The following is a 16,037-nucleotide window of genomic DNA, read 5'->3' on the forward strand; positions in this document are numbered from 1 at the left end:
GATTTTTGATGTTTATAGTCCTGCTTATTGTAATCGGACAATCTGAATCTCTCTAGAATGGCGACCTCTTGTGAAGGAGGTTTGTCATGAACAACAAGTTGCCACCGCTCTGGCTGGTGGTGGGGTTGATGATGTTTCCCCAAATTGTGGAGACCATCTACAGCCCGGTCCTGACCCACATCGCCACCCAGTTTCGGGTGAGCGAGGGGCAGGCATCCCAGACCCTGTCGGTCTATTTTCTGGCGTTTGCGGTGGGCGTGGTCTGCTGGGGACGGCTCTGCGATCTGATCGGGCGGCGTCCCGCCATGCTGGCGGGTCTGCTCACCTATGGCGTCGGCACCCTGCTGGCGCTGCTGGCTGATCAGTTTGAAACCCTGTTGCTGGCCCGGGTTATCTCGGCCTTTGGTGCCGCGGTGGGATCCGTGGTGACCCAGACCATGCTGCGCGATAGCTATCAGGGTAGCGATCTGGCGTGGGTCTTCTCGGTGATGGGCATTGCGCTCTCACTCAGTCCGGTGCTGGGGTTGCTCAGTGGCGGCCAGCTGGCGAGCGGGTTTGGCTATCTCGGAGTGTTCAGCGGTCTGCTGATACTGGCGGTAGGTTTGCTGCTGGTGACCTGCTGGCAGTTGCCGGAAACCCGCCCGGCCACCAGCCTGCGAGTTGCGCTCTGGCCGCTGGCGTGCCGGATGATGAAGGATGGCGGACTCTGGCGCAGTGCCATGCTGGTCGCCCTGTTCAACACCATGCTGTTTGGTTACTACAGTCTGGCCCCGTTCCTGTTTGCCGGATTGGGATTGAGCACCGGCGAGTTTGGCTATTCGGGGATCTTGCTAGCGCTGGCGACTCTGCTCGGCAGCCTGCTCAACAAGCATCTGCTGGGGAGGGGGTGGCTGCCGTCATCTCTGGTCAGACTGGCTTGCGCTCTGGCGCTGGTCGCTGGGCTGCTGGTCTGGGCGACTCAGGCCAGCCTCTGGTTCCTGTTGCCCATGATGGGTGTCGTCGTCGCTTTTGGGCTGGCGATTCCTAATGTGCTGAGTCAGGCGCTGCTGGCCTATCGCGAGGTAGCGGGCAGTGCTGGTGCCCTGTTCGGGCTTGGCTACTACCTGCTGCTTAGTCTGGGGTTGGCGGTGGCGGCCGTATTGCAGGATCTCGGCCTGTTGCTGAGTGGCTGCGGTTTGCTGGCGCTGATTTGCAGCGGGCGTCGTTCCACGTGAAACGTCAGTTGCCGATAAAGCGGTAGCCGATACCGGATTCGGTCTCGATAAGCGTCGGTTGCTGGGGGTTATCCCCCAGCTTTTTGCGCAGGCTGGCGATGACGATGCGCAGGTAGTGGGTGTCTTCCTTGTGGCTCGGCCCCCAGATGTCATTAAGCAGCTGGGTCTGCATCACCAGCTTGCCGGGGTGGCACACCAGCGCCTGCAACAGGGCGAACTCCTTGCGGGAGAGGGGGATCTCCTCCTCCTTCATGGTCACCCTGTGGCTGCTGACATCAAGCGTCAGGCCGCATTGGGGGAAGTGGCGCCGCTCTCCACTGCTGACGCCAGCTCGCTGGCGCAAGAGCACGCGAATGCGGGCCATCATCTCGCCGATGCCGAACGGCTTGCTCATGTAGTCGTTGGCGCCGGCATCCAGCAGCCGCACCTTCTCCTGCTCCGAATCGCGGGCCGACAACACCAGCACCGGATTGGGGTGGTGTTCGCGAATGGCCTGCAACACCTGAATGCCATCGCCGTCAGGCAGACCGAGATCGAGGATCACCAGATCGGGGTTGAGGTGGCGATACTGCTCCAGCCCTTCATTGACCCCCACCGCCTCACTCACCTGATGCCCCTCGGCAATCAGGCTGATCCGCAGAAAGCGACGGATCGCCGCTTCATCATCTATGACCAGAATGTGCGCCATCAAACCTCCAGAGGCGAATGGTGGGAGGGGCTGAGTGACCCGAGCTGGCGGTCAGCCATCAGACCTCCGGTGAATTGAGAGCGAGCGGCAGGGAGATGCGCATGCAGGTTCCGTTGCCATTGGGACCGGAGAAGGCCCAAATCTTGCCGCCGTGGGCCTCTATCATAGCGCGGGAAATGGCGAGGCCAAGCCCGGTGCCACGGCTGCCGCAATCGCCAACCGGCTGGGTGTAGAAGAGGTTGAAGATCTTCTCCCGATCCGACTCGGCGATACCGACCCCGATATCGATGATGTCGATGATGAGGTCGGGCTCAGCCATCATCACCTTGAACTCGATGGGGGTGCCTGCCGGCGAGTAGCGGGAGGCGTTGTCGAGGATGTTGACCAGCACCTGCTCGATCAGGGCGCCATGGACATAGAGCTGGGGCACATGCTGATCGAAATGGACCAGCAGCTTGTGCTGGCGCCAGGAGGAGTCGAGTCGCTTGCGGGCGCTCTCCACCAGATCCGCCAGATCGACCCAGTCCCGTTTCAGCTGGAAGTCGGGGGAGCCGATGCGGGTCATATCCAGCAGATTCTGCACATAGCTGTGCAGGCGGCGCGCCTCCTCCTGCACCGAGTGGAGCAGTTCGTCGCGGTCTTCGGCGGGGATCCGGTCACCATATTCCAGCAGAGTGCTGCCGGCACCCATGATGGTCGCCAGTGGCGTCTTCAAATCGTGGGAGACCGAGGAGAGCAGGGCGGCGCGCATCCGGTCGGTCTCCGCCTGTAGCTGGCTGTCGGCCAGCCGCTCGTTGAGGTCGATCCGCGCCAGTGCGGCGCGAATATCGGTGAGCAGCGCCTGCAGCTGGTGCTCGGCAGAGGAGGAGAGTGGATTGGCCAGCGTTATGCCGATCACCAGATCATCGCTGAGGTGGTGATACTGGGCCTCGGCGGCATTGAGGGTGGCGGTGTGGGCTCCGGCGCTCTGCTTCTGGGCCAGACACCAGTCGATGGCCGCCTTGTCGGTCTGGCCGGGCCTGTGCTTCTCGTTGCCGAGCCGATCGTTGAACTCCTTGTCGATCACCACGGTTGGCTGGCCGAGCGCCAGCGAGATCGCTTGTGCCCCTTGTCTTAGGACCTCCTCCGGGCTGCTGGCGGTGGCCAGCCCCTGACTGAGGGAGAGCAGGGCATTGCCCAGCTGCTGGGTCTCGCGCAGACCGATCAGCTGTTGCCGCTGGCGGGAGGCGAGCCGTCCCGCGGTCATGCCGACGATAAGCAGCACAAACAGGGTGAGCAGATCGCTGTGGTTGGCGACGCTCAGGGAGAAGTAGGGGGCGGTGAAGAGCAGATTGTGGGCGATAAAGCCCAGCACCGCTGCCAGCGTGGCGGGCACCAGACTGGTGGTGAGGGCGGTCGCCAGTACCCCCAGCACGAAGATGAGCGGCAACGCTGCGGGGGGCAGCCAGTAGGAGAGCCCCCAGGCGGCAGCCGAGGTGATCCCCATGATCACCACTGCCAGCAGGCTGTGGTGAATATCCTTCGGGGTCGGGACGCGCATTCCCACTTCGGGCTTCTGCTTCTCGGTATCGACCAGCGTGATTTCGAGCCCCTGCGCCTGTTTGAGCAGGTGTTGCACCAGCGAGCGGCGCCACGGCGCCTTGTGAGGTTTGCCGAGCAGAAGCTGGGAGACCTGCTGCTGTTCGGCGGTCTCCAGCAGGGTGTTGGCGACCGCCGGGCTGGATAGCGTCAGCACCTTGGCACCGAGGTGGGAGGCGAGCGCCAGCGCCTGCTCCACATCGGCCGAGCGGCGGCCATTGCTGTCGACATGCACTACCAGCCAAGGGAGTTGGCGGCGCTGGGCAAAGCGGTGGCCGTAGCGCACCAGCGCCGAGCCGTGCAGGTCGCCGAGGCAAACCATCAACTTGCCCCGCAGCGGCAAGGTGCTCTTGCCTGCAGCCTGCCACTGCAGTTGCAGATCGCCCTCCACATGGCTGGCGGCGGTCTGCATCGCCAGCTCCCGCAATGCGGTGAGGTTGTTGAGGGAGAAGAAGGATTGCAGGGCAGCCTTGGCCTGATGGGGCACATAGACCTTGCCCTCCTTGAGGCGGCCGAGCAGCTCCTTGGGGGGCAGGTCGATCAGCACCAGACTGTCGGCTTCCAGCAGCACCTGATCGGGCAGGGTCTCTTTCACCCTGACCCCGGTCAGCTGCCACACCAGATCGTTGAGGCTCTCCAGATGCTGCACGTTGAGGGTGGTGTAGACGTCGATCCCGGCGTTCAGCAGCTCCTCCACATCCTGCCAGCGCTTCTCGTGGCGGCTGCCGGGGGCGTTGCTGTGGGCCAGCTCGTCCACCACGGCGATGGCCGGTTTGCGGGCGAGCAGGCCGTCGAGATCCATCTCCTCCAGTCGCTGCTGGCGGTGCATGTGGATCTTGCGCGGCATGATGGCGAGCTTGTCGAGCAGGGCCAGGGTCTCCTGCCGGCCATGGGTCTCCACCACGCCGATCAGGATGTCGACCCCCTCTTTGGCCTGTTCCCGCACCGCCTGCAGCATGGCGTAGGTCTTGCCCACGCCGGGAGCGGCCCCGAGAAACACCTTCAGCTTGCCCTTGTGCTCCTGTTCCAGGCTCGCCAGCAGGGCGTCGGCCCTTACCTCATCACGCATCCCCATGCTCCTGCATCAGATTCGCCAGCAGGGCGTCGGCGCTTGCTACATCAGCCATTGTTATCCCTATCGAGCCAACCGCCCGTTTCGAAAATCGAGGTCATCACCAAACCGGAATGGGCGCCATAAGGCGCCCTTTTTATGATCCAGTTGCAGATTCAGCTGGAGAATGTTGACCACCTGCGGGCCAAGGATACCAGCTTGTGTGGCCGACTTGACCTGCTCCGTCAGTTGGGCGGGATCCAGTCCACGTTCTTTGGCGACGCGGTCGACCTGAGCCAGCACCGCATCCAGTGGCAGGTGGGGATCGAGGCCGGAGGCGGAGCGGGTCAGCATGGCGGGGGAGCTGGTTCCCGGCTGTGCCTTGGCGGCCTGTTCGGCAAACTCGGCCCGCAGCGGTGAGCTCATCCCCAGATTGCTGGCGCTGCCGCCTATGGTGTTGAAGTCGCTGGCGGAGGGACGGGGATGGAAATAGTCAGCCCGCTCGAATTTCTGCCCCAGCAGGGCGCTGCCGATGAGCTGTTGTTTGCTGTCGGTCAGCTGGCTGCCGTTGGCCTGCCAGGGGAACAGCAGTTGGGCCAGCCCGGTCACCGCCAGCGGATAACCCACTCCCAGCAGCAGGGTCAGGGTCAACAGGGTTCTGATTGCTATCATGATTCTCTTGCTCCAAATGGATGGCAGGGGATGCGGGTCTGACCCGCATCCCGATTATGTCGTTACACCAGACCCAGGCCGGTAATGACCAGATCGATCAGCTTGATGCCGATAAACGGCACCAGCAGGCCACCGACACCGTAGATCAGCAGGTTGCGGCGCAGCAGGCTGGCGGCCGAGCCTTTCAGGTCGACACCACGCAGTGCCAGCGGCACCAGCGCCACAATGATCAGGGCGTTGAAGATGATGGCCGACAGGATGGCGCTCTGCGGGCTGCCCAGCTGCATCAGGTTCAGAGCCCCCAGTTGCGGGTAGGCGGCGATGAACAGGGCTGGCAGGATGGCAAAGTACTTGGCCACGTCGTTGGCGATGGAGAAGGTGGTCAGGGCGCCACGGGTCACCAGCAGCTGTTTGCCGACCAGCACCACATCCAGCAGCTTGGTGGGGTTGGAGTCGAGATCCACCAGATTGCCCGCCTCCTTGGCGGCCTGGGTACCCTCGTTCATGGCCAGCCCCACATCAGCTTGCGCCAGCGCGGGCGCATCGTTGGCGCCGTCACCGCACATGGCGACCAGACGACCATCGGCCTGCTCCTGCCGGATATAGGCCAGCTTCTTCTCCGGCGTCGCTTCGGCGATGAAGTCATCCACCCCGGCTTCGGCGGCGATGGCGGCGGCGGTTTTCGGGTTGTCGCCGGTGATCATCACGGTACGTATCCCCATATGGCGCAGGATCTGGAAGCGGGCTTTGATTCCGGGCTTGATGATGTCCTTGAGGTAGACCACCCCCAGCAGTTTCTCCTGAGTGCAGACCAGCAGCGGAGTCCCACCCTGACGGGCGATGCTGTCGACTGACTTGAGCACCAGCTCAGGTACCGCCTTGCGGTCGAGGCTGAGGTAGTTCAGCACGGCATCTACCGCCCCCTTGCGATATTGATGACCGTTGCGATCCAGTCCGCTCAGCCGGGTTTCGGCGCTGAAGGGGACCACCTTGTCGCTCTCCAGCTGACTCGGCTTGGCCATGCTCTTGCTGGCCAGAGTCAGGATAGATTTGCCCTCCGGGGTGTTGTCACCCAGCGAGGCCAGCATGGCGGCTTGTGCCAGCAGGGCGGGGTCGACACCCGGTGCCGGGATCAACTCGTCGGCCATCCGGTTGCCGAAGGTGATGGTGCCGGTCTTGTCCAACAGCAGGGTGCGCACGTCACCGGCCGCTTCCACGGCACGGCCAGACTTGGCGATGACGTTCAGCTTCACCAGTCGATCCATACCGGCAATGCCGATGGCGGAGAGCAGGCCGCCGATGGTGGTCGGGATCAGGGTGATAAAGAGAGCGATCAGGTAGAGACGCGGGACCTGGGTGCCGTTGTAGTCGAGGAACCAGGGCAGAGTGGCGACCACCAGCAGGAAGATCAGGGTCAGGCCCACCAGCAGGGCGTCGAGCGCCATCTCGTTGGGGGTCTTCTGGCGCTTGGCCCCTTCCACCAGTGCGATCATCCGATCCAGCGTGCTCTCGCCCGGATTGTTGCTGACGCGCACCCAGATCTCGTCGGAGACGACCGTCGTGTTGCCGGTCACGCCGCTGCGGTCGGTACCCGACTCGCGGATGACGGGGGCGGATTCGCCAGTGATGGCGGCTTCGTTGACCGAGGCGATGCCGGCGATTACTTCACCGTCGGCAGGGATCATCTCGCCGCTGCGTACCAGCACCAGATCACCCTTCATCAGGCTGGTGGCGGGTACCCATTCACCCTGACCATCTTTGGCATTCGCCACCCGGCGGGCCTTGAGCTGGCTCATACCAGCTTTCAGGCTGTCGGCGCGGGCCTTGCCGCGCCCCTCGGCCAGGGTTTCCGCGAAGTTGGCAAACCAGAGAGTCAGCCAGAGCCAGGCGGTCAGCTGCCAGGCCAGCGAGGGGGCAACCCCCGAGAAGGGCTGCCCCAGCAGGGACTCCACGGTCGCCATGACTGCGGCCAGCCAGAGGGTGAACAGGATGGGACTGCCAAACAGCGCCTTGGGATTGAAGCGATAAAGGGCCTCAACCATTGCCTGGATGATCTGTGATTTCTGTTTGTTGCCCTTCACCAACATGGTGTCGGTGCTCATTGCAGTGGACTTGCTCATTGGAAAGCTCCCAGCATCAGATAGTTGGCCATTGGCATCCGGATGGTGATCGACAGGGTCAGGTTCATCAGAATGCACCTCCGATCAGACTCAGATGTTCAGCCACCGGGCCCAGTGCCAGCACCGGCAGGAAGGAGAGGCCACCTATCAGTAGGACGGTGATAATCAGCAGGGCAACGAACAGCGGGCCGCTGATGGGGAAGTCCCCTTCGCTCGTCTCCTGACGGGGCGCACGGGCCAGCTGACCGGCGATGGCCAGTACCGGAATGATGTAGCCGAAGCGACCGAGCAGCATGGCCAGACCGATGGCGATGCACTGCCAGTTGTCACCGGCGGCAAAACCGGCGAAGGCGGAGCCGTTGTTGCCGGCAGCCGAGGCGTAGGCATAGATGAGGCGTGACAGACCGTGCGGGCCATCATGGCCGATGATGGTGCTGGCATCCGGCATCAGCAGGGTGACACCACCGATCACCAAAACACCCACCGGCATGACCAGCATGCTGGCGACCACCCACTTCATCTCGGTGATACCGAGCCGTTTGCCCAGATAGGTCGGGGTACGTCCCACCATCAGGCCGCACAGGAACACGGTCAGCAGCACGAACAGCATCATGCCGTAGATACCGGAGCCGACCCCGCCGAAGATGACCTCACCCAGCAGCATGTTGATCATGCCCACCATGCCGCCGAGCGGAGTAAAGCTGTCGTGCATGGCGTTGACGGCACCGTTGGAGGCGGCAGTAGTCGCCACTTCCCAGATGCTGGAGAGCACAGGGCCGAAGCGGCTCTCCTTGCCTTCCCAGTTGCCAGTCATGTTGCTGGCGTCAGTGATGAGTTGGGCGAGGGTGTGATCCGGTTTCAGCTCCTGTGAGAGGGAGACGAAGAGCCCCAGCATCAGCATGAGGGTCATGGCACCGAGAATGGCGCGGCTGTGGGCCATGTCCTTCACATAGCGGCCCAGAGTAAAGACCATGGCGGCGGCGATGGTGAGCAGGGCGACCATCTCCAGCCAGTTGGAGAGGGCTGTCGGGTTCTCGAACGGATGTGCCGAGTTGATGCCGAAGAAGCCGCCGCCGTTGGAGCCAAGCTGCTTGATGGCGATCTGCGAGGCCGCCGGGCCGAGGGGCAGCAGCTGCTCCTGACCCTCCACACCGTGGAACGGCAGATAGGCGGAGAGGCTTTGCGGAACACCTTGCCATACCAGCACCAGCGCCATGATCAGCGCGATGGGTAGCAGCACATAGAGGCAGAAACGAACCAGATCCTGCCAGAAGTTGCCAAGGTTGATGGTCTGCTGACGGGCGATACCGCGGAACAGGGCAATGGCGACGGCAGCGCCCGTCCCTGCGGAGACGAAGTTCTGGGTGGTCAGCCCCACCATCTGGCTGAAGTAGGAGAGGCTGGCCTCACCGGAATAGGCTTGCCAGTTGGTGTTGGTCATAAAGCTGACTGCGGTGTTGAAGGCGAGTTGCCAGCTCAGACCCGGCAGTTGTTGCGGGTTGAGGGGCAGCAACCCCTGCGCCATCAGGATCAGGAACAGCAGACCGAAACCGGCGCCGTTGAAGGCCAGCAGGCTGAGGGCGTAGGACTTCCAGTCCTGCTCCCGTCCATCGGTGCCACAGCAAGCCAGCGTGGCGCGCTCGACCGGTGCCAGCCAGCGGATTTTGCCTTCAAATACCCGGTAGATGTAGTTGCCCAGCAGCGGTGCCGGCAGCAGAACCAGCAGCACGAAGGCCACCGGATAGATAATTTCTTGCTGCATATAGGTAGTCCCTCACTCGTGACTGCGCGTGAGTGCGCGCATCAGATAGGCCATCAAGGCGAGGACGAGCAGCAGATATAGCCAATTCATATCGACTCCATTGAGATAATTAGCTGCGAGAGCCGATGTAAGATCATATCGACTCTGTTGGTGTCATTGACGCTGAAAAGGGTATGTAAAACAGGCGTAAAGGCGCCATAAAGCGCCATGTGGCAGGCGTAAAATCGGCGTAAAGAACGACGGATTTGCGAGAGAAATGGCGAGGAGTGATCAAAAAACCCGGCCTGAGCCGGGTTTGGGTGAAGGGGTTACATGGCTGTAGACGCCGGCTGCTCGTGACAGGCCAACTTCATCTGCCCTTAGCGCATAGTGACGAACTCTTCCGCGCTGGTCGGATGGATAGCAACGCAGTTGTCGAAGTCCGCCTTGGTGGCCCCCATCTTCATGGCGACGCCAAAGCCTTGCAGGATCTCGTCCATGGCAAAGCCGATACCATGCAGACCGACCACCTTCTCTTCCGGGCCGACACAGACCAGCTTCATCCGGGTGGGCTGGCGATGCTGGGTCAGTGCCGAGTACATGGCGGTGAACTGGCTGCGGTAGACCTTCACCTGGTCCTCGCCGTATTCGGCGATAGCTTCAGGTTCGGTCATGCCGATGGTGCCGATGGGCGGGTGGCTGAACACCACGGTCGGTACCAGATCGTAGTTGAGGTGCTCGTTCGGCTTGTTGTTGAACAGCCGTTCGGAGAGGCGACGGCCCGCAGCGACGGCCACCGGGGTGAGCTGGATGCGACCCGTGTTGTCACCCACTGCATAGATGTTGGCGACGGCGGTGTTCTGGAACTTGTCGGTCGGGATAAAGCCCTTCTCGTCCAGCGTGATGCCAGCGGCAGCCAGATTGAGGTTGTCGGTAGCCGGTACCCGGCCGATGGCCCAGATCAGGCAGTCGACGGTGAGATGGCGGCCATCTTCCAGTTGCAGGGTCAGGCTGTTGTCAGCGTTCTTGAGCACGGCTTTGGGAATGGCGTGGGTGTGCAGCTTGGGCCCTTCCTGCGCCATGATTTCGACCAGTGTCTCGTGGATCATGGGGTCGAAGTTGCGCAGCGGTGCGTGCTTGCGCACCACCAGATGGGTCTCTGAGCCGAGTGCCTGCATCACCCCGGCGATCTCGACTGCGATGTAGCCAGCTCCAACCACGGCAACCCGCTTGGGCTGGCTTTGCAGGTCAAAGAAACCGTCGGAGTCGATACCCAGCTCGGCACCCGGGATGGCCGGAATTTCCGGGCGGCCACCGGTAGCGATCAGGATATGATCGGCCGTGTAGTGCTCGCCATTAACCTCGATGGTGTTGCTGCTGACGAAGCGGGCGAAGCCCTTGATGACGGTGATCTGGTTCTTGCCCAGCACGTTCTGATAGGACTGGTGAATGCGGCCTATGTAGGCCTGGCGGGACTCGACCAGCTTGGCCCAGTTGAAGTGGTTGAGGGTGGTGTCAAAGCCGTAGTCGGCGCCATATTTCAGGGCATCGGCGATCTGGCCTGCATACCACATAGCCTTCTTCGGTACGCAGCCTACGTTGACGCAGGTTCCACCCAACTCTTTGGCTTCAATCAGGGCAACTTTCTTACCGTACATGGCAGCCCGGTTGGCAGAAGCAATACCGCCGCTGCCGCCGCCGATGGCGATATAGTCAAAATGCTGTGCCATTGCGAGGTTCTCCGCTCATTAAGAATGCAATCACAGCATGATGGGGATAAAGCGGCTGGCTCACAAGAGCCAGCACTCAGTTATGTTGGATCGGCAGGCGAATATGGAACTGGGCGCCCTGGCCCGGTTCGCTGGCACAGCTGATACGGCCTTTCAGCAGTTGCACCACCAGGTTGTAGATGATGTGGGTGCCCAGACCGCTGCCACCCTGACCCCGCTTGGAGGTGACGAAGGGATCGAAGATGCGCGGCAAGATTTCGGGCGGGATGCCGCGGCCATTGTCCGAATAGTCGATAAACAGCTCCTCTCCCTGCTGTTCCACCTTGATGGTGATCTTCTTCGGTTTGTCCCAGTTGTCGAACCCGTGGTTGATGGAGTTGAGGATCAGGTTCGAGTAGATCTGGGTAAAACTGCCCGGGAAGGAGAATATAGACAGCTTGGGATCGCACTGGATATCCACTTCGCACTGGCTCTTCTTCAGTTTGTGGCCAAGCGAGACCACCACCTGATGGAGGTTGTCGGCGAGGCTGAAGTTGTAGCGTGCTTCCGATGACTGGTCGACCGCCACCTGCTTGAAGCTGGCAATCAGCTCGGAGGCGCGCCGCAGGTTGCTCTGCAGCAGCTGCATCGACTCGTCGAGGTTGACGGTGAACTCGTTGAGATAGGAACGCGACAGCTGTTTTGACTCTATATGAGATTTGAAATCGGCAACCCGTTCCTGCAGGTAGGAGGAGGCGGTCACACTGATGCCGATTGGGGTATTGATCTCGTGTGCCACCCCGGCCACCAGCGAGCCGAGGGAGGCCATCTTCTCCGACTCCACCAGGGTTTGCTGGGCTTGTTTCAGGTCGTCGTACGCCTTGCCCAGCTGGTTGTTGGCTTCGCTCAGGCTGCGGGTACGCTCCACCACTTTTCCTTCCAGCTGCTCGTTGAGCTGGATTATCTCCCGCTCGACCTTTTTCAGCTGGGTGATGTCGTAGCCGAAGCCGATCTGGTACTTGAGGTTCGGCCCTTCATAGAAGGGTACGAAGGTCCACTGCAGCACCAGCTCGTGGGCCTGCTGGTCATGCATGATGACCTCTTTGTCCGCCAGTGAACCTTCCGCCGCCAGAATATCGTTCAGCTCTTCCCGTTGCGCCGGGCTGACAAAGAGATCCAGCCAGTTGTGTTGCAACAGCTCCTGCTGGTGGTAGCCGGTCAGCAGTATGGCTGCCGGGTTGATGCTGGCGATGGTCAAGTCTGGTTCCATGCAGCAGATGACCATGTTGGCGGAGTTGATCAGGGTGGCGGAGAAATCCCGCTCCTGTTGCAGCTGTTCCACCGCCTGATGACGAGCGACCAGCTCGTCACGTAGCCGGGTGCGCATCTGGTTGAGGGTGGATACCAGGGTATCCAGTTCGTCGGGTTTCTTGCGCGGCTGCGGGCGGCCTTCCAGCTCCAGCGCCATGTCGAGCCGATCGAGGTTGAACTTCTGGGCGTAGTTGGCGATGCGGTTGATGTGCCTGACCACCAGATAGTAAATGATGATCAGGATACAAAATGAGACCACCAGGGTCTTGATGGTCTGGCTGACCATGATCAGCACTGACTTCTCAATCAGACGCTGGTAAATCTGCTCCAGCGACGCGGCGACAAACAGCTTGCCGACAATTTCCCCCTGATAGGTGAGATTGAACTCCTGGGAGATGTCATAGCTTTCCCGTTCCACTCCCTGGGTCAACAGTGGCACTTCGGAGTTGCCGAGCATCTCCTTGACCATCACAAACTGCATGTTGGGCAGGTTCATGATCCCTTCGATCTGCACTTTGACCTGCTCCTCATCGAGGTTCCACAAGCTGGCGGCAATAGGTTGCAAAAAGGAGGCTTCGATCTGGCCGATGCTGTCTTCGATGACGGCGACATCCTTGCGGTAATCCCAGGCGAGTTGCAGCACCGTAATGATCATCGCCAATACGGTACTACACACCAGAATATAGGAGAGCAGGCGGTATGAGAGTCCGTTGCGGCCTACGGCCTCGGCGGTCTTGGAGATGAGTCCTGACATGGCGTCCTTGCGGTCTGGATGTTGTGTTTTTTAGTTTAACTGCTTCATGGACTTATGTCGTCTTTCCTGCGAACCATAAAAAAGGCCCCGTATCGGGGCCTTGGCAAGTGATTGATGATCAGTGTCCGCCGTTTGCCTTGGGCGGAATGGTTTCATCGAATACCGGCAAGGGTTTGTGCTCGGAAGCCAGATAGGTGTAGATCACCGGCAGTACGAACAGGGTGAACAGGGTACCGATGGCAAGGCCTGCCACGATGACGATACCGATGCTGAATCGTTGTGCTGCACCGGCGCCTGCGGCGTAGAGCAGCGGGATCAGACCGGCAATCATGGCGGCGGTGGTCATCAGGATCGGACGCAGACGCACCTTGGCGGCTTGCATCACGGCTTCCATCCGGTTCATGCCGCGCAGCAGCTGCTCTTCCTTCGCTACTTCACAGATCAGGATGCCGTGCTTGGTAATCAGACCCACCAGGGTGATGAGGCCCACCTGGGAGTAGATGTTCATGGTCGCCAGTCCCCAAGCCAAGGCAATCAAGGCCCCGCTGATGGCGAGCGGTACAGAGACCATGATGACCAGCGGGTCACGCACCGACTCGAACTGGATCGCCAGCACCAGGAAGATGATCGCCAGTGCCAGCGCGAAGGTGGCATAGAGCGCATTGCCTTCGGTGACGAACTGACGGGCTTCACCCATGAAGTCGTAACGATAGCCTTGCGGCAGCTTCTCGTCGGCGGTGGTCTGGAACCAGTTGATCGCATCACCCATGGCCACACCCGGAGCCGGAACGGCACCGATAGTGGCGGAGTTCAGCTGGTTGAAGTGGGGCAGGGCGCGGGGCTCGCCAACCACTTCAATGGTGATCAGGCTGCCGAGCGGGATCGACTTGCCATCTGCGGCCCGCACGTAGTAGCCCTTGATGGACTCCGGATTGAGACGGTATTTGCGCTCGACCTGCGGGATCACCTCGTAGGAGCGGCCATCCAGGTCGATACGGTTGACGTAACCGTCCGCCATCATGGTGCCCATGGTGATACCGATATCCTGCATGGTGATGCCGTAGGCACCCGCCTTGTCCTTGTCGATGCGGATCTTCATGGTGGCGGAGTCGTAGTTCAGATCGAGATCCGAATAGACGAACTGACCGTTACTCTGCGCCGCGGCCAGAATTTCACCGGCCACCAGGAACAGGCTTTCGAAGCTGTTCGGGGTGGTGATGACGAACTGGATCGGCAGACCACTCGATGCTCCCGGCAGTTCCGGGAACTGGAAGGTGGTGATGGCCATACCCGGGATGTCTTTCACCAGATTGGCGACCCGATCCAGCACCTCTTTCTGGCTCGCTTCACGCTGACTCCAGGGCACCATGGAGGCGATACCGAACGCCTGGTTGGCGTTGAACACCCCTGAGAAGACCTGGGAGAAGGCGATCTCGGGCTGCTCGTCCAGGATCTTGTTCACATCCGCCATGGTGTTTTCGATGTAGTCCAGGTTGGCGTTGGACGGTGCGGTACCCAGCACGGCCATTACCCCCTTGTCCTCTGACGGTGCCAGTTCGCTCGGGATGAACTTGAACAGCAACGGCAGGCTGGCGAACACGATGACGGCGAACACCACGATGACGGGGCGCTTTTTCATCACGGCGTGCAGCATGCTGTCGTAGCGATCGGTCATCCGTTCCAGCAGGTGGTGGACCGTGCTCTCGAATTTGCCCGGCTGCTCGTTGGCTTTGAGCATCTTGGAACACATCATCGGTGACAGGGTCAGGGCGATGATGCCCGAGACGAACACGGCGCCAGCCAGGGTCAGGGCAAACTCCTTGAACAGGGAGCCGGTGATGCCCCCCATCAGGGCGATAGGCGCGTATACCGCAGCCAGGGTAACCGTCATGGCGATGACCGGCACCGCAATTTCACGGGTACCGATAATGGCGGCCCGGAACGGCTCTTCACCTTCTTTGATATGGCGGTCGACGTTCTCCAGCACCACGATGGCGTCATCCACCACCAGACCGATCGCCAGCACCATCGCCAGCAGGGTCATCAGGTTTATCGAGAAGCCGAACATATCCATCATCATCACCACGCCGATAAGACTGAGCGGAATGGTGATGATCGGGATGATGACCGCGCGGAACGAGCCGAGGAACAGGGTGATGACCACTAGAACGATGGCGGCTGCCTCCAGGATGGTCTTGATAACCTCGTGGATGGACTCGTTGATCGCCACGGTGGAGTCATACATCACGTTGAGACGCATGGTGCTCGGCATATTGCGCTCAAGGCTCGGCAGCAGTGCCAGCACATCGCGGGCGATATTGATGGGGTTGGCTGTCGGGGCGGCGTTGACCGCCATGACCACGGCTTCGCGACCATTGGCGCTGGCACGATAGACATCGTGACTCTTCTCGAGGGTTACCTTGGCGATGTCCGCCAGACGGATCACCTTGCCGTCGCGGGTGGCCACCACCAGTCGCTTCAGCTCGTCGACATCCTTGACCTGGGTCTCGGCATTGCCATTGAACAGGGTGAAGTAACCGGTCGCCTGACCTGTCGCGGACTGATAGTTGTTGCTGTTGAGCACCGTCATCACGTCGCTGGCAGTCAGGTTGAAGGCCGCCATCTTGGCCGGATCCAGCCATACCCGCAGGGCAAACTCGACACCGCCGTAGAGGTCAACCTTGGAGACCCCGCCGACAGTAAAGAGCTGTGGCTTGATAACCCGCTCCAGATAGTCGGTGATCTGGCTGGAGTTGAGCTCCGGGCTGGTAAAGCCGAGGTAGAGCACCGCCGTGGTTGAACCAGTGGAGGAGGTGACCGAGGGGTCTTCCGCCTCTTTCGGCAACTGAGAGCGCACCGAGTTCACCTTCGCCAGTATATCGGACAGCGCGGCGTTGGGGTCGGTATTGAGCTTCATGTATGCAGTGATGGTGGAGCTACCCAGCTGGCTGGAGGAGGTCATGAAGTCGATGTTGTCGGCTTGCGCGACCGCCTGTTCCAGCGGCTGGGTGATGAACCCCTGGATCAGATCAGAACTGGCGCCATAGTAGCCAGTGCTGACGGTGATCACCGTGTTGGTCACCTCGGGGTATTCCCGTACCTGCATCTTGAAGATGGCCTGAAAGCCCAGCAAGGCGATCAGGAAGCTGAGCGAGATCGCCAGCACAGGCCGTTTTATAAATATGTCAGTAAATCGCAT

The 16,037-nt window shown here is 60.9% G+C and carries 8 protein-coding genes and 1 pseudogene; 1 reads left to right on the forward strand and 8 read right to left on the reverse strand.

The window, feature by feature from the left end:
• Positions 1 to 86 precede the first annotated feature (86 nt).
• Entirely contained in the window at positions 87 to 1,214 is a 1,128-nt protein-coding gene (locus tag G5195_RS11835; RefSeq protein ID WP_421236168.1) for a multidrug effflux MFS transporter, read from the forward strand.
• A 4-nt stretch (positions 1,215 to 1,218) separates the two neighbouring features.
• Here G5195_RS11835 and G5195_RS11840 read toward each other — a convergent pair whose 3' ends face one another.
• From G5195_RS11840 to G5195_RS11875, 8 genes and pseudogenes are all read right to left on the reverse strand, one after another.
• Positions 1,219 to 1,902 (reverse strand): response regulator, encoded by a 684-nt coding sequence (locus tag G5195_RS11840; protein WP_163129607.1) that lies wholly within the window; start codon positions 1,900 to 1,902, stop codon positions 1,219 to 1,221.
• A gap of 58 nt (positions 1,903 to 1,960) precedes the next feature.
• A complete protein-coding gene (locus tag G5195_RS11845; RefSeq protein WP_167557068.1) occupies positions 1,961 to 4,549 on the reverse strand; it encodes a sensor histidine kinase in 2,589 nt (862 codons plus the stop codon).
• A gap of 129 nt (positions 4,550 to 4,678) precedes the next feature.
• Positions 4,679 to 5,203: pseudogene (locus G5195_RS11850) on the reverse strand (potassium-transporting ATPase subunit C); the annotation flags it as partial.
• A 62-nt stretch (positions 5,204 to 5,265) separates the two neighbouring features.
• A complete protein-coding gene (gene kdpB, locus G5195_RS11855; RefSeq protein WP_421236169.1) occupies positions 5,266 to 7,323 on the reverse strand; it encodes a potassium-transporting ATPase subunit KdpB in 2,058 nt (685 codons plus the stop codon).
• 67 nt (positions 7,324 to 7,390) lie between these two features.
• Complete coding sequence (gene kdpA, locus G5195_RS11860) at positions 7,391 to 9,085, reverse strand: potassium-transporting ATPase subunit KdpA (RefSeq protein ID WP_421236170.1); 1,695 nt, start codon at positions 9,083 to 9,085, stop codon at positions 7,391 to 7,393.
• Between the two features lie 359 nt (positions 9,086 to 9,444).
• Positions 9,445 to 10,794 carry a glutathione-disulfide reductase gene (gene gorA / locus G5195_RS11865; protein WP_100652171.1) on the reverse strand — a complete coding sequence of 450 codons (1,350 nt, stop codon included), beginning with the start codon at positions 10,792 to 10,794 and terminating at the stop codon, positions 9,445 to 9,447.
• A gap of 76 nt (positions 10,795 to 10,870) precedes the next feature.
• The gene (locus tag G5195_RS11870) at positions 10,871 to 12,838 is read right to left on the reverse strand and encodes an ATP-binding protein (RefSeq protein WP_245148451.1); all 1,968 of its coding nucleotides are present in this window, start codon (positions 12,836 to 12,838) and stop codon (positions 10,871 to 10,873) included.
• Positions 12,839 to 12,956: 118 nt separating this feature from the next.
• Positions 12,957 to 16,037: a multidrug efflux RND transporter permease subunit gene (locus G5195_RS11875; protein WP_216952542.1), complete on the reverse strand. Its 3,081-nt coding sequence runs from the start codon at positions 16,035 to 16,037 to the stop codon at positions 12,957 to 12,959.

Origin of the sequence: Aeromonas sp. 601039, from assembly GCF_049174415.1 — a bacterium.
GTDB lineage: Bacteria > Pseudomonadota > Gammaproteobacteria > Enterobacterales > Aeromonadaceae > Aeromonas > Aeromonas veronii_A.